The organism is Chryseobacterium polytrichastri (assembly GCF_900142445.1).
GTDB classification, from domain to species: domain Bacteria; phylum Bacteroidota; class Bacteroidia; order Flavobacteriales; family Weeksellaceae; genus Chryseobacterium; species Chryseobacterium polytrichastri.
Genome location: NZ_FRAV01000021.1, coordinates 67,770 through 92,855, shown reverse-complemented (window position 1 = coordinate 92,855; position 25,086 = coordinate 67,770). Strand labels below are relative to the sequence as shown.

The following is a 25,086-nucleotide window of genomic DNA, read 5'->3' as shown; positions in this document are numbered from 1 at the left end:
CCACATTTTTCGAATCATTATCTTACGCCAAACCAAATGCACAACCAGTCTGAATTGAAAATGAAAACATACAAAACAAAAAACCAAAGCAAAAATGTTTTTGCTTTGGTTTAATTATCTATTTTTGACCTATAATCTGTATCGCATTTTTAGGACCAGACAAATATTTATTTACTTTTTAATTGCTTTAATTGTTTGCTTAGAACCATCTTTCATTTGTAAAGTTACCATGTACAATCCTGATTTTAATTCTCCCAACTGAAGCGTTGAAGTAGGTTGATCAATCGTTTTAATTAATCTTCCTGAAATATCAGATATAGAAATTGATTTTACATGAGTTACATCTGAAAACGTTAGCACCTCTGTAAATGGATTAGGATACGCTTTAATCCCATCTTTATTACCTTTAACTTCGGAAGTTCCCAACGCTCCATTAGTAATATTAATAGTAAACGTTCCTTCAGGTTCATCTATACCATCATCATAATATCCTACGTTTACAAAATAAGTAGTTCCGGAAACTGTAGGTATTGAAATGGTTTCAGTTCCGCCCTCTCCTTCGTCGTCTACACGATCTACACAAACTAAACTTCCACAAGTTCCTGTATACACCCCAATTTCTGCATCAAAATTACTTCCGGAAGGCATTGTTACCGTAATATTATGAGTATTTCCGTTGCCTGTAAATGTAAACCAAGTTCCATCATTCATACCATTGGTACAAGCTGTAATAAACCCTCCATTATTGGTGGCACCTCCTCCATCAGATTGCACATAATTATATGGGAAAGCTGTTGCCTGTAAAGCTCCTGAGCAAGCGTCATTCGCTGGTGGCGGCGGGAATGTCCCGATACATATATCAAAACTTTGATTGCTTCCTGCGCCGTAATAGCTATACACTCTCACATAATAAGTATTCCCGACTGTTAAGCCTGAAATTGTAGACGAGGTAGGATCAGAACATAAAATACTTGACAATGAGCCGCACGCTCCATCAAATACCTGAAAATAAGTATCATCATCATCATCCGACCCCATAGAAAGAATATTAGTAAGCGAAATTTTATGAGTAGTCGCCGTGGCAACAAATTTAAACCAAACGTCATCATCAGGATCTCCATAACAAGGATCAGGTACTAAACTAGAATCTGTAGCTCCCAATGTATATCCTGCAGTTACCGTTCCGCAATTTAGATCTGGGTTTACTGTTAATGTAATAGCAGAAGAGCATTCATCATTAGTTGGAGGCGGTGGAATTGTCTTAAACATTGTTTCAGAACAAGCAGAAGAATCTCCTCCTGTTCCTACAGCAACTACTCTCACATAAAAGTTTGTATCCGGAGCAAGGGCTGTTGAAGGCGTAAAACTATTCGTAGTTACCAATTGCTGATTAACGATATTTGTACCTCCCGGAGTTGTACCTATAGAGACTTTATATCCTGTAGCTCCAGAAGAAGTTGTCCATGTAATAGTAGGTGAAAATGGAATAAGCGTTGAATTGTTCATAGGATACGTCACTAAAGGACAGATTGGAATTGCCCCAGGAGTTAACCCTACAAAAGTAACCACCGATTTATAGGCTTCTAAATTTCCATCGGATGGCGCCGAAGGATCTGGGTTTACATTATCATTTCTAAAATACAAGGTAGAATTAGGAGATGAAGAATAAACATACATTGCTTCATCACTATCATTAGCATCATATCCTGCAGAGTTTTCCTCAGCAGCTACCACTAAATTACTCATATTGTCATACGGAAAAGGTGTCGCAAAAGTAATTTCTATTACTCCATTGTTATTGGTTACGTTTCCTGTATATACCTGCGTTAATTGAGAAACAGGGATCCAATCTATCACAGACATAAAGGAGGTTTTAGAGGTTAACCCCAAATAAACCACCCAATCTGAAGAATTAGCAATTGATAGTGAAGGGTCAAGATAAAATTTAAGTCCTGTAATATTTCCTGCTGCGTTCGCATTAATTTCCTGTTTTGTGAAAATTTGCTGAACATAAGAATATCCATAATAAGTGCTTATTGGAGCAACTCCAACATTCGTACTTCCCGTACCCAAACTAATCTGGGCACTCAATGTCATGCTTATCATTAATAAACATGAAAGTAAAAATTTTGTCATAAATTAATATTTTTATTGATTTGTACACTAAATTAGTAACAATTCATCCACTTAATACTTTAAAATATAATATTTAACTAAAAAAAATAACGACTAAAAAAATTTAGCCGTTATTCAATTAATTATATTTATTACAATTTATCTTTTGATCACTTTAATCGATTGTCTAGTACCATCTTTCATTTCCAGCGTCAATAAATACATTCCTGATTTCAAATCTCCTAAATGAAGAGAAGAACCCGGATTATCAATAGTTTTTACCAATCTTCCTGAAATATCATTTACCAAAACAGATTTCACTTTAGTGATGTCTGAGATATTTAAATCATCTACAAAAGGATTTGGATATACTTTAATAATATTTTTAGCTCCTGAAGTCTCAGAAGTTGCCAAATTAATTGATGCATCGTAAGCTGAGATCTGGAATTGACCATCTACCCCTGCTCCTGAAGAATATCTCCAAACACTAAAGTAAATTACAGCTCCTGGTGTTTGACCTACTAATGCAATTTTTGAAAAATTATTTCCTGTAGCAATATCATCATTACAAGCTGCATTTATCAATGCTCCACAAACTCCTGTATGAGCAGATAGCACAGAATCTATAAATCCTGATCCGGTAACTGCCGCAGTTTCTACTGTTACAGAACCTGATGCCGGAACAACCACAGAATACCAAACGTTGTTTGCTCTATTTGGCTGACAAGTTGTAGTACCATCTGTAGTAGCAGATACAGTTGTTCCAATAACAGCATTAGCACTGAAATTCCCCCCAACCGTTAAAGCTACTGCACCTGTACATTCGTCATTTGCCGGTGGTGGTGGTGGCGTACCAATACAAAGATCAAATGTATTCGCATAAATAGTTGTAGCAGAATTTGTATTTGAATTATATACTCTTACATAATACGTTTGACCAGGAGTTAATCCTGTTAATGATGTATAAGCAGTATTTGAAGTTATACATGTCATGCTTGTTAAAGTTCCACAAACTCCACTAAATACTTGTGCATATAAAGAAGTAGATGAAGAATTTCCTACAGAAACTATATTCTTCAACCAAAGTGTATGTGAAGCTCCTACCGCTGTAAATTTAAACCAAACATCATCATCAGCCACTCCTGTACATGGCGTTACTGCTAATACTGAATTGGTTGCAGATAAAGTAGTTCCTGATGTTATAGATCCACAGTTAATATCCGGATTCACCGTTACCGTTACTGCATTTACACAATCATCATTTGCAGGAGGAGGAGGTAAAGTACCAATACAAAGATCAAATGTATTCGCATAAGTACTTGTAGTTGTATTTGCACTAGAGTTATATACTCTTACATAATACGTTTGACCAGGCGTTAATGCTGTTAAGGTAGTGTAAGCAGTGTTTGAAGTTGTACACTTAATACTCGTTAAGGTTCCACAAGCTCCACTAAATACTTGTGCATATAAAGAAGTAGATGAAGAGTTTCCTACAGAAACTACATTTTTCAACCAAATTGTATGCGAAGCTCCTACTGCTGTAAATTTATACCAAACATCATCATCAGCCACTCCCGTACACGGCGTTACTGCTAATCCTGAATTGGTTGCAGATAAAGTTGTTCCTGATGTTGTAGACCCACAGTTAAGATCCGGATTCACCGTTACTGTTACTGCATTCACACAATCATCATTTGCAGGAGGAGGAGGCAGAGTACCAATACAAAGATCAAACGTATTTGCATAGGTAGTTAAAGTGCTGTTTGTATTAGAATTATACACTCTTACATAATATGTTCCGCCAGGATTCAATCCCGTTAGAGAGGTGTACGCTGTGTTTGAAGTTATACATTTAATACTTGCTAATGTTCCGCAAGTTCCACTAAATACTTGTGCATATAATGATGTATCTGAACTTAAACCTACTGAAACAATATTTTTCAACCAAATTGTATGAGCAGTACCCACTGCTGTGAATTTGTACCACACATCATCATCAGCAACTCCTGTACAAGGAGATACCGCAACACTAGAATTGGTAGCAGAAAGCGTTGTTCCAGAAATCACTGAACTACAGTTCATATCAGAATTTACAGCTACCGTTACTGCATTACTACATTCATCATTAGCTGGAGCTGCAGGAGGAGTACCAACACAGATGTTGAAACTTGCATTATTCCCCTGTCCACCGTAAGTATAAACTCTTACATAATAGATTGTTCCCGGAGTTAATCCATTTACAATTGTGATAGCGTCAGAATCAGAACAGATCACACTTGTAAGAGCGCCGCAAGCCCCACCTAAGACCTGTACATACATATCCGTTGTACTAATTACACCTGTTGAAACAATATCTGAAAATTTCAAATGATGAGTACTGCTTGTTGCCGTAAACTTAAACCAAACATCATCATCTGGATTTCCAAAGCATGGTGTTGCCGCTAAAGAATTTGTAGCTCCTAATGTATTTCCAGCCGTTGTAGCCGTGCACGCTAAATCTGGATTTACAGTAAGCGTTACTGCATTAATACATTCGTCGTTTGCAGGAATTGCTGCATTAGCCGTTTTAAAGTTTCTTTCTGTACATCCTGTAGATGAATAATTACCACTATAAGCAGTAACTGTATAAAAATATTGCGTGTTGGCTGTAAGCTGTTGAGCTGTGGTTAATGTATACGTTAATACATTCCCAAGATCAAAATTATTGAGTATATTATTAGCACCCGCAGAAGTTCCAATACTTAATCTATATCCTGTTACGCCTGATATCGTAGGCCAAGTAAATGTAGGTCTTACAGATAATCCTGTTTGAGCAGCAGTTGGCGCAGAAACGGAAGGACACGCTACGGAAACAGTAGTAAAGGTTCTTTCTGCACACCCCGTAGAATTCCCTATAACATTCGTTGCAGAAACCGTGTAATAATATGTTGTACTATAATTAAGAGCCGTTGTAAATGTATAGCTTGTTACATTTCCCACATCTGTCATATTCACAATATCTGTACCTCCCGGAGTAGTTCCTACACTTATTTTATAAGATGCTGCTGTGGATGCTGCAGCCCAAGTGATTGTTGGCAAAAGAGCAACGCCTGTTGCGGCAGCTGTTGGAGCAGAAACTACCGGACAAGCTGGTGCTGATGCAGGCATAAGCCCTAGCAAATTAGTAAGTGACTTTACATTCGACCTCTCTCCTGCTGCAGGAGCAAAAGGATCTGGGTTTACCGTATCACTTCTAAAATACAAACCTGAATTTGCAGCTCCGACATAAGTATAAAACCTATTTGTTGTAGCAGTAAAATCTGGTGTATTTTCATCTATTGCCAGTACTAGATTATCAACATTATTGTAAGCAAATGGCGTAGCAAAAGTTACTGTAACCTCGCCCGCCACAACACTTACAACTCCTGAAAATACCTGAGTAAGGCTAGACACAGGAACCCAGTCTGATGTGCTTGTAAAGTTCGTTTTGGTAGTATGCCCAACATACACTACCCAATCTACCGATTTTGAAATATCAGATGTATTTGACAAATAGAATTTCACCCCAGTAATATTACCTGCAGTTGAATTGATTTCGCTTTTAGTAAAAATCTGCTCAGTAAAATTATATCCGTAGTTAACATCAATAGGAGCATATCCTCCTTTGGTTGTTCCACTTCCCAATACTATTTGGGCATTAAGAAAGGTGGCTATTAGAAAAAATAGGCACGTGAGTAATAGTTTCTTCATGGTTAGTTAAAATAAAAATTAGGCGTTAAAAGTAAAAAAATATTTCAATTAAAATCAAAAAATATCATAATTTTTTACCATTAAAATTTTAATTTAACTTATTTTATTATCAATTTGAGATAAAACAAATGAAAATAGCGGCTAAAAACTAGCCGCTATCAATCATTAAAATTCAGTTTAAATATTATTTTTTTATTGCTTTGAGTGTTTGTTTAGAACCATCTTTCATTTCTAAAGTAATTAAGTATAATCCGGAATTCAAATCTCCCAACTGAAGAGAAGAAGAAGGATTAGCTATAGTTTTCACTAATCTTCCAGCAATATCTGTTACCAAAACAGATTTCACATTATTGATATCAGAAATATTCAACACATCAGAAAAAGGATTTGGATATACTTTAACTGTATTCTTAGCAGCAGCAACTTCACTTGTTGCTAATACCGATGATACAATACTGATATCATCAAGGTATAAATTATACTGATCTGCAGCTGAATAAGCATTAAATCCAAAATAATATATTCCAGAAACTGTAAGTGTAAAGGTAACACTTCCAGTATGTGCCATTTTATCATTAATATTTGGATGATCCGCTAACGGAATAGTCATTCCAGAAGAAGACTGAGAGGTCCCGTATGCTATTTTTAATTTTTCAACATATGTGGTTGAATTATTACCATAAGTATAGCTTATTGTATATTGTGTTCCGGCTGTCAAGTTAATCCCTTGAGTATAAAACCAAGTATTTGCAGCACTAGAAGAATTATATAGATATGTTAATACCTGCGTAGTAAATCCAGGACTATCCGTTGGTGCTGCAGCCGTAGTCCAAAGATTACCACTACCAAGATTTTCAACTGATGCACAATTTGGTAACGCAGGGGTTGCTACATTATCAAAATTTAATGTATATGGTACCGAAGTCGCACTACAAAGCGTATTAAATGATGCTACAAGAGACCAAATACTTTGAGACGTAGAGCTACATCTTGATCTTACCCATACATAATATGTAGAAGAAGAAGAAAGACCATTTAAAACCTGAGTAGTAGCCGCCACTCCTGTAAAGTTTGGAGTTGTTGTATTTGTAGGGGAAGTATTAGATGTACTATAATAGATATCATATCCATTAGCAGGAACTGTAGCAGGAGCCGTCCAAGAAACAGTTGCATTAGCTGTCGTTACATTAGATGCTGTAACTCCTGAAGGCTCTGTACAAGCAGGCGTTACCATTACATTAAAGTCATCAAATCCCAGATAATACGGAGCCGATGTTGTTGCCAATGTTTTCACACCAAAAGTATAATTACCTGTTGCAGTAGGTACATATGTTACTTTAACTTTTGTATAGTTTGTACTATTAGAACCACCTGCCGCAGTTTGCGCAGACGTAATAAACGTAGTAAGATTACTCGCACCCGTAGCATCTTGATTACCATTAACAAGCACATCACCCTGCCATCCTGCATAACCGTCCCCTACCCAATAGAAAGAGAAATCATAAGACTGTCCTGCTGTTAAATAAAACTTAGGAGTCCAAAGCACTGCAGCATTAGTTGTAGGGTAATAGATCGTTACATAATTTGGTGCAGATTTAGGATCATTATAGGTATTACCTGCGCTCGTAGCTGTAGTATAATGAGTTGTAGAAGAGCTTCCTCCACCTGCAGACAACCAACATGAAGGTAATATATTAGCACCTACTGCAGCCATTGTATCAAAGTTTTCATTCCAAGGGAAAGAAGAAATACCATTACTTGGTGCCACTAAACTAACTGGGGTAGAGTTAGCAGTAGCCCCACTTCCAGAGCAGGTAACCGCACAGTAATAAGTACTTGCAGCCGAAATGGTAGCACTCAATGTAGGGCTTGTTGCCCCAGAAACTGCAGTCCCATTGTAATACCACTGATAGGCAACACCGCTTCCTAGCGTATTATTCTGTAAACTTAGCGTTGTAGCATAAGCTCCAGCACACGCTGCACTTCCTGAAGAAATTGTATTACCTGGAGTAGGAGTTCCTGAACACGGTACTGAAGTATACGTTAACTGAGTTTGATAACGTCTAGAAAATGTTGAAAAAGAATTAGTAGTCCCAGGAATAGCTGTAGTATTACTGGTTCCAATAGACTGTGTTAAATTTGAGGTATCATACTTCCACTGAAACGCTCCTCCTGTATAAGGACTTGTAAGAGTACCAGAAGGAACCCAATCAATATACACTTCAATAGCCCCGCCCGTATAGCTAAATGCATTTCCGGTGTTATTGGCAAAGGTCACCCATCCAGCCGCCGCAGGTAAATTATTGGTACTGTTGATTGTAGCAGTGTAAAATAAAGTACTTCCATTTGTCATTGTATCCCAAGCCGTGCCACTTGCCAATGCCGTAGCAGCACTGTTTTTAAGATACACATTCAGTGTCCAGGCATTAGATCCAGATACATTAAAAGCCGTAGTCTTATAATATGCTATAGAATTAATAGCTGCCCCCGAAAAAATGGAAGCTCCTGTAAGATCTGCCGTTGTAAGAAGTTCTGCAGATTTAGAGTATTGATAGCTACTGGTACTACTTGACCGATAAATGGGAGCTCCATTATCTGTAGTCCCACCTGTGCTACCCCCTGCACCTATAGTGACAGTTGTTTGTGCAGTGATTCCTATCCCAATAGCAATCATACATGCGAGTAAAAGTTTTTTCATAAGTAAGTAAAAATAAAAATTGTAGAAACAAATGTATAATTAATTAAAACACAAATCATAAAATATCATAAATACTTAATATAATCGAAACATAAAAACAAAACAATTCAATAAAAACAAACAATCATTTAATTTAATTACGAAAAATATAAAAATAAAAACAATATTAAATGTTTGATTATTAATCACTTAAATATTAGTCACAAATACTTGAAATACAACACACTTACGATTTAACATAATAAAATAACTCTAAAATTAACACTCAATTTATAAGATTATGAATAAAATATTTCTTCAAACCGTATATAAACAAAAAAAAGTGACTGAAAAGCCACTTTAGTATGTATAAAATATTGATCTTAGTTCAAATAAAACTCATATTTATTGAGCAACTGAATTTCTTTAATTAAATCTCCGTTAAGATCTACGGAATGTTTCATCGACTGCAATTCTATTTGAGAATCATCTTCGATATTTTTAATGTAAAATTTGAGTTTCTGTTCTCCTTTATTTCGATCGAGCACTGTTTTGAAAAAATCAAGATCTTCAGCTCTGAAATCCATCACATCCATCACCAAAGAAATACTTTTTGCAAACCTCTCAAAAGCTTCCTGCAATTCAATAACATCACTCACATTAACGAAAACACGTCCGTCTTTTACCTGAGCAAATTTTATTTTAAAAATAACAAACCGCTGCACCTCCAACTTTTCTTTCAAACGCATATAGTCCCTATCTCCCAATCTGAAAGAATAAGATCCTGAATAATCTTCCAACGTAACGAAAGCTACTTTCTCTCCGCTTTTAAAACCATCCTGAACTCTATATTCCGTAATCAAACCAGCAACTGTATATTCTTTTCCAGCACCACCGTTTTCTCTTTCTTTTTGGAGTGTTTTCCAGTCTTTTTTCTTTTCTTCAAATAACTCTTCTCCTTTATTTGCAAAAGCCTGCTCTTTGTAAGCATCTACCTCATCAAGATTCAAGAATAAAAAATTACCTCTTGGCTCAGCTTTTTTAGCTACTTCTTCTATTACCTCTTCCTCTCCAATTGATAATTCATCGGAAACAATTTCTATAAGATCTGCAGTATCCGGAGTATCATGCTCCAGAAGCGGTACCTCATCAGTAACTACCTTCTCCTCTTCCTCTTTCTCCAATACCGATTTTTTAGTAAGTCGCCCCTGCATAAACTGAAACTGATATTTATAATCATCTAATGGATGTGCAGAAAGATAGAAACCAATGATTTCTTTTTCTTTATTCAACTTATGCATATTCGGCCATTCCGGGCACGGCAATAATTTTGGTTGCTCAATCTGAACTTCATCAGCAAAATCAGCAAAAAGAGAATGTTCCATCTCGTTTTTACCTTCCTGAAAACTCTGCCCATATCTTATCAGTCTTTCAAGATTAGTTTTCCCTGCCATATCGATATCGAAATACTGACCACGGTGGAAAGAGTCTAATTCATCAAAAGCACCTGCAAGCACTAAACTTTCAGAAACTCTTTTATTCATTTGAGAAGGCAAGATTCTTTCAAAGAAATCGTAAATATTTTTAAACCTTCCGTTTCCTTTTTCTCTTGTAATGGCCTCACTTGGCCCTTCTCCAATCCCTTTAATTGCCCCTAATCCAAAACGGATCTGGCCTTTTTCGTTTACTGAGAATTTATACTGAGATTCATTTACATCAGGACCTAAAACATCCACCCCAATACTTTTACAATCTTCCATGAACATGGTAATTGATTCCGTATTGTTAATGTTATTACTCATTACACTCGCCATGTATTCGGCTGGATAATTTGCTTTTAAATACGCTGTATGATACGCAATCAAAGCATAACAAGTGGAGTGAGATTTGTTGAAGGCGTATTCTGCAAAGGCCTTCCAGTCATTCCATATTTTTTCTAACCGTTCTTCATTAAGATTGTTCTTTCTTCCTCCTTCAATGAATTTAGGATACATTTTATTAAGAACTTCAATCTGTTTTTTACCCATCGCTTTTCTCAATGTATCTGCCTCACCTTTCGTAAAATTGGCTAGTTTTTGAGATAAAAGCATTACCTGTTCCTGATAAACCGTAATTCCGTAGGTCTCTTTTAAATATTCTTCGGTTTCAGGTAAATCGTAAATAATTTCTTCAATTCCGTGCTTTCTGTTAATGAAAAGTGGGATGTATTTAATAGGACCAGGACGGTACAGTGCGTTCATGGCAATAAGATCGGCAAAAACCGTAGGCTTAAGCTCTCTCATGTATTTTTGCATCCCTGGACTTTCATATTGGAAAATCCCAACCGTTCTTCCTTCTTTAAATAATTGATAGGTTTTTGTATCATCAAGCGGAATGGTATCCGGATCAATATCTACATTATGACGTTGCTTAATTAATTTTAAAGCATCTTTTATAATCGTTAAAGTACGAAGACCCAAAAAGTCCATTTTCAGAAGCCCTGCGCTTTCTGCCACCGAGTTATCAAACTGAGACACCAAAATATCGGCATCCTTTGCAGCAATTGTAACGGGAACCAAATTACTCACATCCTCTGGTGTAATAATAACTCCACAAGCATGAATTCCGGTATTTCTGATACAGCCCTCCATCTTTTTAGCACTGGCAAGCACTCCAAATCGTGGATCTTCAGAATTATTTAGAATAAACCTCATCTCATCGACCAACATTTGATCTTCAGGTTTCAGTTTATCATATTTGGCTAATGCTTTCGCAATATTCATCCCCGGACTTGGAGGAATTAATTTAGCAATATTATTGGTTTCAGGAATGGAAACATCTAATACTCTTCCCGCATCTTTAATGGCAGATTTTCCACCAAGAACAGAATACGTAATAATCTGCGCTACCTGATTTTTACCGTACTTTTCAACAACCCACTTAATGATTTTATCACGACCTTCATCATCAAAATCGATATCAATATCGGGCATTGAAATCCTTTCCGGATTCAAGAATCTCTCAAAAAGTAAATCATATTTAATAGGGTCTACATTGGTAATTCCTGTACAATATGCTACCGCAGAACCAGCTGCAGAACCACGACCTGGACCTACCCAAACCCCCATATTTCTTGCCTCATTACAGAAATCCTGTACGATCAAGAAATAACCCGGATAACCTGTATTGGCAATAACTTCTAATTCGAAATCAAGACGTTCTTTTATTTCATCTGTAATACCATCAATATATCTTTTTCTTGCTCCTTCATAGGTTAGGTGAGTTAAATAAGCCATCTCTCCTCTTTTCCCTCCATCAACCTCATCTTCAGCATGAATAAATTCCTGAGGAATATCAAATTTAGGAAGTAAAACATCCCTTTTTAAAGTATAAGGTTTGAATTTTGCGGTAAACTCCTCGTACGCATCAAAAGCATCAGGATACGCTAAAAACGCTTCTTTTATTTCATCAGAATTTTTAATAAAATATTCTCCTGCAGCAAGTCCTCTTCTTTTCCCAAAACCTTTACCTACAGGCGTTGTTTGCTTTTCACCATCTTTGATACAACTTACAATATCCTGAATATTAGAATCGTCTTTATTGGTATAAAAAGTTTCATTTTGAGCTAAAATTTTAACATCATATTTATCTGCAAAATGTAGTAAAACGTCATTTAAATGCTCTTCTTCCGGAAGCTTATGATTTTGAATCTGAACATAAAAATCATCCTCAAAAGTATCTTTCCACCATTTGAAAAGCTCCTCCCCTTTTTGTTCACCGGTATTTAAAATAGCATCCGGAATATTTCCATTAATCCCGGAAGTCAAGGCAATTAAACCTTCTTTATATTCAGCAATCAGTTCTCGACTAATCCTTGGAACTCCAAAATAAAACCCTTTTAAAAATCCTATACTTGAAAGTTTTGCCAGATTTTTATATCCATTAAAATCTTTTGCTAAAAGAACAACCTGTGTTCTTCTATCAGGATCATCTTTCGTAAACTGCTTCTGCTCGTATCGATCTGAAATATAAAATTCACAACCCACAACAGGAATTAAAGGTTCAGAGTCTGGTTCAACTTCATCGAAATCAGTTCCGTTCTCTTCTGCTTCTTGCTTTTTAGCGATGTATTCTTTATGTTTTTTCGCTCTGTCTCCATTTGCGCCTTCAACTGCAGAAACAAATTTGAAAGCCCCCATCATGTTTCCCGTATCTACGATTCCGACAGCAGGAAAATGATCATCCGAAGCTTTCTTAATTAAATCTGAAATACTTGAAGTAGCCATTAACGTTGAGAAAACACTGTGATTATTGAAATTGAAATATTTCCCAAGATCTATATCATCTACATTTCCGGCGTCACTTTGCTTTTTCTTATTATTGAACTCTGCAACCTGCCTTCTGATAACAATACCAAAAGGTTTTATTGGGTCTGGATATAGTGTTTTAAAATATTGTAATTGATCTTCAGAAATCTTTAAAACTTCAGCAGGAACAATCCCGATTCTCATCATTTCAAAGAAAACCTGAGCTGTAGCATTTACATCGGCCGCTGCATTATGGGCCTCATCAAATTTATTTCCGTATAATTTTTCGTATAGTTCTTCTAGTTTCGGAGATTTATACTTTCCTCCTCTTCCTCCTCCAAGCTGACAATAGTTTGTCCCCAAAATCATGGTATCAGCTTTTGGCTTTTCCTGAAGATTGTTTTCTATATTCTTTCTGAAAAATTCAGCTCCAACAATATTGTAATCAAATTCAACATTGTGTCCGGAAACAACCCTTACTCGATCTAAAACTTTAGAGAACTTTTCTAAAATCTCTTGAAGATCTACCCCTTCTTCATTGGCAATCTTAGTAGTAATCCCGTGAATCCTTGCTGCGTTGAAAGGAATATCATATCCTTCCGGTTTTATTATATAATCTTGGTTTTCAATTAAAACACCATCGTCATCGTGCAATTGCCACGCAATCTGAACCATTCTTGGCCAGTTGTCTGAATCTGAGAGTGGTGCGTTAAAATTCTTTGGTAAACCTGTGGTTTCTGTGTCAAAAACTAAATACATGTAATTTTTCTAGCTTTTATTAAAAAAAAGAGAATGTAAAGTTACTTCATTTTTTTGGAAATTTAAATCATTTAGATAATGACATTTTAATCGTCAAATTAACGCTGAATTAATGAATTTTGAATATTTACCAATCAAACCAAAATAACAAAAACAAACCAACAACAAGTGATTTAATTTATATTTTTTAACAAAACAAATAATCTGTAAAATATTTCACATAAAATTAAAACAAATAAATAATTTTATATAAATTTGTTTCCTATACCGTTTTAAAAATTTACTAAAAAGTTATGAAGAAACATTTACTTTTGGTCGGCACTTTGGCTATTACATTACTAAGTGCGCAAAACAATGAAGGATTAAAAAGAGAGTTTGAAAGACAAAACAGAGAGAACACTGCAAAGTTTGACTCTTATGTTTCAAAGCATTATGGAGCAGACAAATCTCCAGAAGCTTTAAAGGAGATTGAAGAGCAGAGGAGTAATTTGGCAGGTTTCGCACCAAATGGTTTACCCTACTTCTATAAAGGCGAAGATTTGGATCAAGTGAAAAATTCTAACGCTGACTTTTTACAGAATGGTACCGTTTCTGGCCTTACAGGATCTTTTAATGGTGAAAATATTAAGTATACTATTTTTGATGGTGGCAGGGCATTCGCTGGTCATATTCTTTTCAATAATTTACCGAATAGAGTTACCAATTACGAAAGTTCATCAATGAATTATAGTGCGCATGCTACAGGAGTAACTGGATTTATCGGTTCAAAGAACTACCCTTACACGTTTCAACTCCAAGGAGGCGGAACACTTCCTGTAAATTTTAAAGGTGTTGCTTCAAACTCAACATTCGACAACTATGCATTCGCAACAACAACACTGCCTGGAAACACAACAACAAGTACAGTTTTTGATAAAATACTATTAGCACAACCTAAAATATCCAATCATTCTTATGGAAGTAATGCTGGATGGTCAGATGCTTCAATAAGTGGTGCATGGTTATGGACCGGAAATTACAGTACCGGAATTTCACTCGACCTTCAGGGAACTTATTTCACAAATGATCAAAATTATGATCAAATTGTATATAATAATCCATCTTATGTTATTGTGAAATCTGCCGGGAATTATTTTGGAATGGGACCAACGGGAAACACAACTCCTGCATATTATCGTAATTCAGCTGGTACTCCAGTTTTATTTGCAGCAACAGATATAGTTCCGCCAAATAATTGTTCTTTAGGGTATGATTGTATAGGACCTGGTTCATTGGCAAAAAACATTATTGTAGTAGGTGCTACAGACATTATTACAACAAACGATAAAAGATACACAGCATCTACTGATGTTGTAAGATCAGATTACAGTAGCGCAGGACCAAGAGACGATGGTGGTATAAAACCAGACATTTCCACAACCGGAACCAATGTAGCCAATGCATCTACTCCTGAAGATACAATAGGCGGTAGCCAAGTATCAATAGGGAGTGGAACTTCTTTTTCAGCACCTATTGTAACAGGTATAATCGGACTTTGGATGCAGGTTTACAAGCAATTATTCCCAACTTTAGAACTTAATGCTGCTGCTGCTAAAACATTAATGATTCACTCAGCTTCAGAAGCAGGAAATGTTGGTCCAGACGCATGGTTTGGATGGGGATATATCAATGCTCAAAAAGGAGCGGAACTATTAGTTGGAAAATCTAACAACACTGTTATCTTTAATAATGAAACTTTAACAAGTGGTACACCCAATATAAAGAGAGTTAAAGCATCAGCTAGTGAGCCTTTGAAAGTTACTATCTCATGGATAGATCCTGAATATGTAGTTCCAGCCAATTTAACTTACCAAGACGCTTACAATAACAGAATATCAAGATTAGTAAACGATTTAGATTTAAGAATCATAGATACTGTAACAGGTACTATCTATCAACCTTGGAAACTAAACGCATTAAGTCCAATGACCCCAGCTACAAAAGGAGACAATACAGTTGACAACGTAGAGCAGGTGATTGTTGATACTCCTACTTCTGGAAGAGAATATAGAATTGAGATTGGCAATAAAGGAACATTAAAAAATAATGCAGGAGTAAATGCTCCTCAAAATTATTCTATTATTGTTACTGGGTATTCACAAGAGGTCTTAGCAACTGGTGAAACTACTAAAAACAATGGTATTGCCATTGCACCAACTATTACTAAGGATATTGTAAATGTATTGAAAGCCCCTGTAAAATCTACTTTCACTATTTATGATTTATCTGGTAAGAGATTAAATAATGGGGTAATTAATAGCGATAAAGAAGCTATCGATATCTCTTCTTACACTAAGGGAATTTACATCATTGAAGTAAAGACTGATAAAGAGGTAATTTCTAAAAAAGTTATCAAAGAATAATCAATACTACAAATAGATTACAGCAAAACACTAACACTTGTTAGTGTTTTGTTTTTTTATGTATATTTGCTTTCTATGGAAAATACACTTCACGAAAAAGTTTCTCAGGATATTTTGCTTAAGGCTTATAATCATATGATGCTCGCAAAAGCAATGGCCGACATATATGAAGAAAACAGAAACATCTGTAAATACGTTCATAGTACGTCTAGAGGTCATGAAGCTATTCAGTTGGCAACAGCATATCAGTTAAAAAAAGAAGACTGGGTTTCTCCTTATTACAGAGACGAAAGTATTCTTCTTGGGATTGGTTTCGAGCCTTATCAATTGATGTTACAGCTATTAGCAAAAGCTGACGATCCTTTTTCAGGAGGTAGATCATATTATTCTCATCCATCGAGCAGAGATGAAAAGATGCCCAAAATCATCCATCAAAGTTCGGCAACAGGAATGCAGACCATTCCTACAACAGGAGTAGCTCAAGGAATTAAATACATTCAGGATTTTGAATTACAAACTTTCGAAAACAATCCGGTTGTTGTATGTAGCCTTGGAGATAATTCGGTAACAGAAGGTGAAGTAAGCGAAGCGTTACAGTTCGCAGCTTTACATCAGCTTCCTATCATTTTCTTAGTTCAGGATAATGAATGGGGAATTTCTGTAACTAAAGAAGAAGCAAGAACATGTGATGCTTACGATTTCGTATCAGGATTTGCAGGTTTAAGCAGAATGAGAGTTGACGGAACAGATTTCACTGAAAGTTTTGAAGTGATGGAAAAAGCTTTTGACTTTGTAAGAACAGAAAGAAAACCTCTAGTTGTTTGCGCAAAGACCGTTTTAATTGGCCACCATACTTCAGGAGTAAGAAGAGAATTCTATAGAGATGAAGAAGATTTAACAAAACATAGAGCAAAAGATCCGGGGGAAATCCTTAGAAAGCAATTGCTGGAATCTGGTGCTGATGAAGAGTTATTAAAACAAATTACAAAAAAGGCAAGATTAGAAGCAGAAGAAGCTTTCCAAAAAGCTCAGCAAGCTGAAGATCCGAAGCCTGAAACAGTAATGCAACATATCTTTGCTCCAACTCCAATCACAGAGGAAGTTGGAACTCGTGAACCTGCAGGTGGTGAAAAAATCGTAATGGTAGATGCAGCTATTCACGCTATTCAGGAAATTATGTGGAAGCATCCTGAAGCTTTATTATACGGACAAGATGTTGGTGAAAGAATAGGTGGTGTTTTCCGTGAAACAGTGACTTTAGGAAAGAAATTTGGAAGCAAAAGAGTTTTCAATACCGCGATTCAGGAAGCTTATATTATAGGTTCTACAACCGGAATGAGCGCCGTTGGACTAAAACCAATTGTTGAGGTTCAGTTCGCGGATTACATTTATCCCGGAATCAATCAGTTAATTACTGAAATATCAAAATCAAACTATTTAAGTAATGGAAAATTTCCGGTAAGCAATATCATCAGGGTTCCAATTGGTGCTTATGGAGGTGGTGGACCTTACCACAGTGGAAGCGTTGAAAGCATTCTCGCTAACATTAAAGGGATCAAAATTGCTTATCCAAGTAACGCAGCAGATTTCAAAGGTTTATTAAAAGCAGCTTACTATGATCCTAATCCGGTTGTAATGCTTGAACATAAAGGATTATATTGGAGTAAAGTTCCAGGAACTGAAGACGCCAAAACAATAGAACCTGCAGAAGATTATATTTTACCTTTTGGAAAAGGAAAAATCATTATCGAAGCCGATAAAAATGAAATTGAAAAGGGCCGAACTTTATTGGTCGTAACTTACGGAATGGGAGTTTACTGGGCTAAAGAAGCTGCTAAGAAATTTAATGGAAAAGTTGAAGTTATCGATTTAAGAACAATAATTCCGTTGGATGAAGAACTCGTTTTTGAAAGAGCTAAAGCGCATGGAAAATGTATCGTTTTAACGGAAGAACAACTTAACAATTCATTCGCAGAAGCATTTGCTCACCGTATTTCTAAAAACTGTTTTAAATATCTGGATGCTCCTGTAGAAACAATGGGATCTTTAGATACCCCAGCAGTTCCGATTAACTTAATATTGGAAAAAGAAATGCTTCCTAATGCGGAGAAACTGGCCGCGAAAATTGAAGAAATGTTACAATACTAAACATACCAATAGAACCTCTAAATTTTTTAGAGGTTTTTTTATACATTTTTTCTATTTATCAAAAAACTTATCATACATTTAAATATCTTATTTAAGAAAGCATTTATAACAAAACACATTTCAGCAATGACAACTATTTATCCAGTAAATCGGTATCTGCAAACGTAGCATCCAATTATAATTGGTATTTATTTTGTTAACACTATTCCCTCACTTTTAAACTTCACACAGATGATTACTACCAAATACGTCAATTATAAACAGGTTCTCAATTTATCCGGTCATCATTTGATCTGGATTTCGATCTGGTGCACATTGATTGCTGGACTATTTTATTTTTTTAACTGGCATTGGATGATTATTCCATGGGTTCCTGTTGCCTTAATTGGTACTGCAGAAGCCTTTTTGGTTGGTTTTAAAAACAATCAGGCTTATGACAGACTTTGGGAAGCCCGAAAGATATGGGGTGGAATAGTAAATTCTAGTCGCTCATTTGCCTCCATGGTGTATGCTTTTGATCTTAAAAATGAAAAAATAGGAGCTTTTGATCTTGAAGATCGAAGAAAAAGAATTACCTATCGTCATATTGCATGGCTATATGCTTTTCGTGAGCAGCTTTTAGTTCCTACAGAATGGGAGCACATCAGCAATGAAGATGAAAACTTTAAAAATATTGACTTCAAACGTCATAGACTCATTAAAGCAGGTTTCCCCGATTACGGAAGAACTCCTATTTTCTTACATAAATATCTTTCAGAAGAAGAGTTTGAATTACAATCTGATTATAAAAACTTTGCCACTTACTTGATCTCGAAACAAGCAAAAGAAATCAATGATTTAAAGAATGACAATGTAATTTCAGAGTTTAATCAAAAACAATTGCAAGATTGTTTAAATGAGTTTTACAATTATCAGGGACAAGCTGAAAGAATTAAAAAATTCCCGTCACCAAGACAGTTTGCAAGTACCGCATTTGTCTTTAATATCCTTTTTATTCTATTACTTCCATTGGGATTGGTAAATGAATTCGCCAAATTGGGCGATTGGGGAATCTGGACCTCAATTCCTTTCTGTATCATTATCGGATGGGTCTATATCATTATGGAGTTGGTAGGTGATTATTCCGAAAATCCTTTTGGTGGATTGATGTTTGACGTTCCTATACTTTCCATTTGCAGAACAATTGAAATTGATCTTTTGCAAATGGCAGGAGAAACAGAAATTCCGGAACCTATTTCTTCTAAAAATGGAGTTTTAGTCTAATTATTATAGAGCAATTGCCGTCGTATTTTTTACCTCAGAGATCATAAATGAACTGTGGGTGCTTGCAATATGTTGTAAGGCCGTTAGTTTAGACAACATAAAATTTCGATAATCTTCCATGTCTTTTACTCCTATTTTAAGAATATAATCATAATCACCACTTACATGAAAACATTCTGTTACTTCTTCTAAATTCATTATTTCTCTTTCAAACTGCATCACGTATTCTTTTTTATGCTGAGTCAGCTTCACATGACATAAAACAATAAAATCTTTATCTATTTTATGCCTGTCTAGAATCGCAACATATTTTGAAATTACACCTGCATTTTCAAGCTTTTTAATTCGCTCATAAACAGCAGTTACCGACAATTCAAGCTTATAAGACAGCTCTTTGGTAGTTTGTTTAGAATCTTGCTGCAAAAAAAGAAGCAATTTCTTATCAATTTCATCAAATGCCATAGATAATTTTTTGGTTAAAATTTACATTACTCAAAGATAATAAACTTTTTTTCGGCATAAATAAGATTAAGCAGTTTTATATTCTAACATTTCAAATATTGGTTGTAATAATTATTAAATTAATTGAAATTTAACCAAACTAAAAAGCAAAATTATCATGAAAGACTTTAATGCAGCCAATGAAATTCAGGATTTACAATACTTCGGCGAGTTTGGCGGAGTAAATCCATCAATTTCAGACAGTTCTACTTACACTTTTCTTTCAGCGAAAACAATGTTTGATACATTTGAAGGAAATACAGACGGATGTTATTTATATTCTAGGCATTCATCGCCCATGAATATTTATCTTGCTCAGGCATTAGCAAAATTAGAGAATACCGAAGCAGCCAATGTTACAGCTTCAGGAATGGGAGCTATTACTTCTGCTTTGATGCAGGTTTGTAAAGGCGGAGATCATATTATTTCGAGCAGAACAATTTACGGTGGAACGTATGCTTTCCTTAAAAACTTTCTCCCTCCTTTTCATATTGAAACTACATTTTTAAATATTAATAATTTTGAAGCCATTGAAGCTTCTATACAACCCAATACAAAAGTTATTTATTGTGAAAGCGTTAGCAATCCGCTTCTTGAAGTTGCTGATATTAGAAGACTCTCCGAGATCTGTAAAAAATACAATTTAAAACTAATTGTAGATAATACCTTCTCTCCTCTTTCCATAGCACCCGCTTTACTAGGAGCCGATATTGTGATTCACAGTTTAACTAAATTCATCAACGGAAGCAGCGACACCGTTGGCGGAGTATATTGCAGTACGCAAGAATTTATTGATGATACTAAAAACGTAAATTCAGGTGCTTGCATGTTACTTGGGCCTACAATGGACAGCTTCAGATCTGCAAGTATTCTTAAGAATTTAAGAACATTACATATCAGGATCCAACAGCACAGCCATAATGCAATGTATTTGGCTGAAAGATTTGAAAAAGACGGATTAAAAGTTGCTTATCCCGGGCTGAAATCTCATAGAAATCATGAATTAATGAAAAGCATGATGCATGAAGAATACGGATTCGGTGGATTACTCACGTTAGATGCAGGAACTACAGAAAAAGCCAACGAACTGATGGAACTGATGCAGCAGGAAAACTTAGGCTACTTGGCTGTAAGTTTAGGCTTCTATAAAACTTTATTCTCATGCTCAGGAAGCTCAACTTCTTCTGAAATTCCGGAAGAGGAACGCGCTGAAATGGGAATATCCGATGGACTGATCAGATTCTCAATAGGATTAGATCATGATATCCACAGAACATACGAAAAGATGAAGGAATGCATACATAAAGTAGGTATTCTGAACCATGAGACCATCTCTATATTCTAATTATTGTTGTAAAAGCTGTTGAATTTCAACAGCTTTTATTATTTTGATTCTCTACACCAGACCCTAAAGATTACTTCTTATGAAAATGTTTCGGGAAAGCATCTTCAGGCTTCATCCTGAGAACATTTAACAGAATCCATGATTTTAAAAATCCATATCCGTAAGAAAACATTTGTATATACGTTGAAATAACAGCCATTCCGGCAATGCTTATATTTTTAGTAACAATTAAAGCATGAAAGAGTACCATAAAAGTGTATAACCCATAAAAACCAAGAATAATTCCTCTTCCAAGCAAAAAATATTCAATGAACCCAACAATATAGCCTAACATAAATAAACTCGGAAATGCAAAAGATATCTTTACATAATTCGGGTGCCTCTGATTAAGAATAGGTCTTGCACAACCGAACTGATACACTTGTTTTGAAAACTTCCCAAGATCTACTCTACGCTTATGGTATACGGCAATCGTATCAAAAAAAGCAGTCGTAAAGCCATTTTCCCAAAGCGTCATAGATAAATCAGGATCTTCACCAATTCTCATTTCAGAAAATCCACCTACTTTTTCAAAAACCTCTTTCTTCACGCCCATATTGAAGCTTCTCGGTTGAAATTTTGAAACCGCTTTTTTATTTCCTCTAATTCCGCCCGTCGTAAAAACAGAGGTCATAGAATACGAAATTGCTTTTTGCATTAAATTAAATCCTTTATGTGCTTTATCTGCTCCACCAAAAGCATCACATGGAATTTCTATAATTTCCTTTTTAATATTTTCAATATAATCTTTCTCTACAATCACATCACTGTCTACAAAAACAAGCCATTCATTATCTGCTCTTTTTGCCCCATAATTCCGCGATAAACCAGGTCCTGAATTATCTTTTCGGAAATACTTAATATTTAGTATCTCTTCAAAATTTTTAATAGTCAGCTTAAGATCCATAAAAGAACCATCATCCACGATAATAATCTCAAAATCTTTATCTGTTTGTTGAGTAAGAGAATTTAATAACTCAAAAAGTTCATCTTTTCGGTTAAAAATAGCAACGACGATGGAAATTGTAGGTTTCAAATTGAAAATTTTTCAAAATTAATTATTCATGAAGGAACTCGCAAACTCTTTGTAATAAATTATAGAACGGAAAACAATTGAATATATTAAATAGAAAACCAGAATATTACTATTCTGGTTGTATTAAACAAAAGGTATGTTTTACTGCTTAGTTAATGTAAACTCACCCCTTGGCATTTCATTGTAAGGAGCGCATCCTGAATCATCTGTTATCAAAGGTTGTTGTATAAGATATTTTAAATGTATTTAAAAACTAATCCTTTCTTTTAATGTAGTATTCTTTTTATTTAAAAATAACTTTCTTATACTTTTCCCATTTATTCCTTTAAAGCCTTTATTAGTAGCTTTTAAAGCGTCGAATTGATATTTCATATGAGTGAATTTTCCAGCAGTATCCTTTGACAAGTAAAGCAGGACATATTCATAATTTTTAAAATCAGGACTTCCATAATGATCATAGGCTTCAAACTCAATGGCATCTTTGCTTATTTTATTAAATACATTTTGTAGAATCTGATATTTACATATAAACACTTCATCCATATTTATTATAATAATTGAATCATTAGAGTTTGGGTCTTTAATTTTTTGTTTATTGTTTAAAATTTCTTCTACGGAAATTTTCTTTCCGACAAAGGCATAAAGATTTAGATTTTTATCTTCTTGATAAAAATTTGATTCCGCAATTTGTTTTTGAGAATTACAGCCCCAAAAAAACATTAATGCTAAAAGTAGAATCCGTACTTTCATTTAAAAATTATGGCTAAAATGTTTTTACTGCTTAGTCAATGTAAACTCCCCTCTTGGCATTTCATTGTAAGGAGCGCAACCGATGTCATCTACTATCATTTCCTGTTCAGTGTAATAAATATAATGCATTTGGGTTTTCTGAGGATTATCAAAGTTAAGAACTATTTGCCCGCCTATACATAGATCAGAAAAATAGAATCTCAATTTAGCTTTCGTACTGTTTACAAATCCTAAACTACTTACTTTTGCTTTTTCTTCAGGCAAATTATAAGTTGAGTATAATTGATTTCCACTTGTATCTAGCATTTTATATCTACCCTTAATTCTATCTTTATAATATTTCCCAAGAGTGTCATAATCTTTTATTTTAGTAAACGTAATCATAAAAGTTTTCCCTTCAAAAGTTCCTTTCCAAGTTCCAACATAAGGATCAAGATCGTTATTTAAATCTTTTCGATAACTTCCTTCTGCTGGCCAACCTTTTGTTTCTAATGGAATAATTTGTTGTTGTGCTTTACAGCCGATGAATATTAAACTAAATATAATTAATAAGTTTTTCATAATAATAAATTTAAGATTAAAAAATTTAAGAACAATTATTTTCTGAAGGACTTCCGTATCCATTGTAATCAACTTTTTTAACTGTATTAGAATTTCCTTCTATTTTAAATAAAACAATATCGCTCAAATTCATTTTTTTTAATGTCTCATTGAAAAGTTTCTGCATATCTGTATGTGATAACTCTCCTGTTTCAGTCTGAATCTCTTGAGCATTTTTAGCATACCAATTTCTTAATACATCCAATTGCTCTTTTGTAAATTCAGATGGTAAATTTGTACCATTTCCGGTATATTGAATTTGATATGTGTTATATACAGTATCCGGATCAGACGCTACCATACCCCCAAACACCGTGTCGAGAGGAGTATTATTAGCAATAGCATTATGCAGAATAATTAAGAATGTATTGATGTCAGCTGGTGAAAATATCTTCACAGACACATTACCATTGCTTTTATTAATATGGGTGTGGCTATAACCAAAGGTTGTTGGGTAAATTCCGACCTTCATTTTATCAGGATTTGTAGCATCGGGATTCAGTGGGTTTGTCTGGGTCGTAGGCAGACCCTTTGGTCCGGTAATAGTAGTAAACCCGTATCCTGTTTCTTTTAGATCTCCTACTTTTGTTTTTAGAACATCATATCTAGATTTTACAGCAGTACTATTATAGGTGCTTTTCGCTTTTTTACAAGGGTCTTTTTCTGGATCTTGAGGATCATCACCTCCGGGATAAGGATAGCCACCACTGCCACCACCGCCTTCGCATACTCCATTTGCATTGACAACACCAACACATTGATCCATATGCTGCACACATTTTATAATAGTACTTGTTTGCCAATGTCCCCCGGCCTCAGGATTACTTTCATCATTCGGCAACCATACGGATATTGATTGCCTAGTACAAAGAGTAAGTTTAGATGTAGGTGAGCTTGTCTCAGAAGGCAATGCTTTCTTATATTCTGAAAAAACAAGCTTCTGGAAAAAATCAATTTGATTTCTGAAATTCGTATAATAAAAATGAATTGTGATTCCATCTCTCGGAACCTGTAATATAGAAACTACTTTTCCTTGATCCACAATGGGAACCATCAGAAAACTTTCATCATAAGTTTCCATAGTAGAGGCATAATCCCAATACGGTGTTCCGCTTATTTTTTTGATATCTACTTCATGCTCATAATACACCTTCATTACATTTTTAATGTATTTTTCATCTTCTTTCCAAAGGCTTTTGTTGGTGTATTCTTTAGAAGCTGGATCTGTAGATGATGCAATCTCATCATGGACACAGGAGTACAAAAATACAGATACGGCTACTAACAGGAGTAGCCTAATAATAAAGTTTTTTTTCATAGATTTGAGTTTTAAGTTGTTAAATATACTATTTTTAATCACATTAAAGTGACCTGTAACAAATCTAAAATAATAAAATGAAAAATATAAGGTCATTTTATTCGAATAATTTTGTTTT

The 25,086-nt window shown here is 35.0% G+C and carries 13 protein-coding genes; 4 read left to right on the top strand and 9 right to left on the bottom strand.

What is annotated here, in order from left to right; genetic code table 11:
* Positions 1-171: 171 nt before the first annotated feature.
* From BUB80_RS13960 to dnaE, 4 genes are all read right to left on the bottom strand, one after another.
* A complete protein-coding gene (locus BUB80_RS13960) occupies positions 172-2,136 on the bottom strand; it encodes a T9SS type A sorting domain-containing protein (RefSeq protein ID WP_083547165.1) in 1,965 nt (654 codons plus the stop codon).
* 138 nt (positions 2,137-2,274) lie between these two features.
* Positions 2,275-5,844, bottom strand: a complete 3,570-nt coding sequence (locus BUB80_RS13955; protein ID WP_083547164.1) for a T9SS type A sorting domain-containing protein — start codon at positions 5,842-5,844, stop codon at positions 2,275-2,277.
* A gap of 184 nt (positions 5,845-6,028) precedes the next feature.
* Positions 6,029-8,542: a T9SS type A sorting domain-containing protein gene (locus BUB80_RS13950; protein ID WP_083547163.1), complete on the bottom strand. Its 2,514-nt coding sequence runs from the start codon at positions 8,540-8,542 to the stop codon at positions 6,029-6,031.
* 362 nt (positions 8,543-8,904) lie between these two features.
* The gene (gene dnaE, locus BUB80_RS13945; RefSeq protein ID WP_073293843.1) at positions 8,905-13,566 is read right to left on the bottom strand and encodes a DNA polymerase III subunit alpha; all 4,662 of its coding nucleotides are present in this window, start codon (positions 13,564-13,566) and stop codon (positions 8,905-8,907) included.
* A 293-nt stretch (positions 13,567-13,859) separates the two neighbouring features.
* On the opposite strand from dnaE, the gene BUB80_RS13940 reads away from it, so the two are divergent.
* The 3 genes from BUB80_RS13940 to BUB80_RS13930 all read left to right on the top strand — a co-directional run bounded on the left by BUB80_RS13940 (position 13,860) and on the right by BUB80_RS13930 (position 19,379).
* Entirely contained in the window at positions 13,860-15,968 is a 2,109-nt protein-coding gene (locus tag BUB80_RS13940) for a S8 family peptidase (RefSeq protein ID WP_073293841.1), read from the top strand.
* 75 nt (positions 15,969-16,043) lie between these two features.
* Positions 16,044-18,116, top strand: coding sequence for an alpha-ketoacid dehydrogenase subunit alpha/beta (locus BUB80_RS13935; RefSeq protein WP_073293839.1), 2,073 nt, complete (start codon positions 16,044-16,046; stop codon positions 18,114-18,116).
* A gap of 231 nt (positions 18,117-18,347) precedes the next feature.
* Positions 18,348-19,379 (top strand): bestrophin family protein, encoded by a 1,032-nt coding sequence (locus BUB80_RS13930; RefSeq protein ID WP_073293837.1) that lies wholly within the window; start codon positions 18,348-18,350, stop codon positions 19,377-19,379.
* Between the two features lie 3 nt (positions 19,380-19,382).
* Here BUB80_RS13930 and BUB80_RS13925 read toward each other — a convergent pair whose 3' ends face one another.
* Positions 19,383-19,841, bottom strand: coding sequence for an Lrp/AsnC family transcriptional regulator (locus BUB80_RS13925; protein WP_073293835.1), 459 nt, complete (start codon positions 19,839-19,841; stop codon positions 19,383-19,385).
* Between the two features lie 157 nt (positions 19,842-19,998).
* Between BUB80_RS13925 and BUB80_RS13920 the strand changes: the two genes are divergently transcribed.
* Positions 19,999-21,225 carry an aminotransferase class I/II-fold pyridoxal phosphate-dependent enzyme gene (locus BUB80_RS13920; protein WP_073293833.1) on the top strand — a complete coding sequence of 409 codons (1,227 nt, stop codon included), beginning with the start codon at positions 19,999-20,001 and terminating at the stop codon, positions 21,223-21,225.
* 70 nt (positions 21,226-21,295) lie between these two features.
* On the opposite strand, the gene BUB80_RS13915 is transcribed toward BUB80_RS13920, so the two are convergent.
* The 4 genes from BUB80_RS13915 to BUB80_RS13900 form a co-directional block, all read right to left on the bottom strand.
* Positions 21,296-22,300, bottom strand: a complete 1,005-nt coding sequence (locus tag BUB80_RS13915) for a glycosyltransferase family 2 protein (RefSeq protein WP_073293831.1) — start codon at positions 22,298-22,300, stop codon at positions 21,296-21,298.
* A 246-nt stretch (positions 22,301-22,546) separates the two neighbouring features.
* Positions 22,547-23,050 (bottom strand): hypothetical protein, encoded by a 504-nt coding sequence (locus tag BUB80_RS13910; RefSeq protein WP_073293829.1) that lies wholly within the window; start codon positions 23,048-23,050, stop codon positions 22,547-22,549.
* A 24-nt stretch (positions 23,051-23,074) separates the two neighbouring features.
* Positions 23,075-23,611, bottom strand: a complete 537-nt coding sequence (locus tag BUB80_RS13905) for a DUF6705 family protein (RefSeq protein WP_139262693.1) — start codon at positions 23,609-23,611, stop codon at positions 23,075-23,077.
* A 25-nt stretch (positions 23,612-23,636) separates the two neighbouring features.
* The gene (locus tag BUB80_RS13900; protein WP_139262691.1) at positions 23,637-24,968 is read right to left on the bottom strand and encodes a hypothetical protein; all 1,332 of its coding nucleotides are present in this window, start codon (positions 24,966-24,968) and stop codon (positions 23,637-23,639) included.
* Between the last annotated feature and the right edge of the window lie 118 nt (positions 24,969-25,086).

Coding starts and splice junctions, on each gene's coding strand:
- BUB80_RS13960 (WP_083547165.1), bottom strand. CDS start 2,136: ATGACAAAATTTTTACTTTCATGTTTATTAATGATAAGCATGACATTG.
- BUB80_RS13955 (WP_083547164.1), bottom strand. CDS start 5,844: ATGAAGAAACTATTACTCACGTGCCTATTTTTTCTAATAGCCACCTTT.
- BUB80_RS13950 (WP_083547163.1), bottom strand. CDS start 8,542: ATGAAAAAACTTTTACTCGCATGTATGATTGCTATTGGGATAGGAATC.
- dnaE (WP_073293843.1), bottom strand. CDS start 13,566: ATGTATTTAGTTTTTGACACAGAAACCACAGGTTTACCAAAGAATTTT.
- BUB80_RS13940 (WP_073293841.1), top strand. CDS start 13,860: ATGAAGAAACATTTACTTTTGGTCGGCACTTTGGCTATTACATTACTA.
- BUB80_RS13935 (WP_073293839.1), top strand. CDS start 16,044: ATGGAAAATACACTTCACGAAAAAGTTTCTCAGGATATTTTGCTTAAG.
- BUB80_RS13930 (WP_073293837.1), top strand. CDS start 18,348: ATGATTACTACCAAATACGTCAATTATAAACAGGTTCTCAATTTATCC.
- BUB80_RS13925 (WP_073293835.1), bottom strand. CDS start 19,841: ATGGCATTTGATGAAATTGATAAGAAATTGCTTCTTTTTTTGCAGCAA.
- BUB80_RS13920 (WP_073293833.1), top strand. CDS start 19,999: ATGAAAGACTTTAATGCAGCCAATGAAATTCAGGATTTACAATACTTC.
- BUB80_RS13910 (WP_073293829.1), bottom strand. CDS start 23,050: ATGAAAGTACGGATTCTACTTTTAGCATTAATGTTTTTTTGGGGCTGT.
- BUB80_RS13905 (WP_139262693.1), bottom strand. CDS start 23,611: ATGAAAAACTTATTAATTATATTTAGTTTAATATTCATCGGCTGTAAA.
- BUB80_RS13900 (WP_139262691.1), bottom strand. CDS start 24,968: ATGAAAAAAAACTTTATTATTAGGCTACTCCTGTTAGTAGCCGTATCT.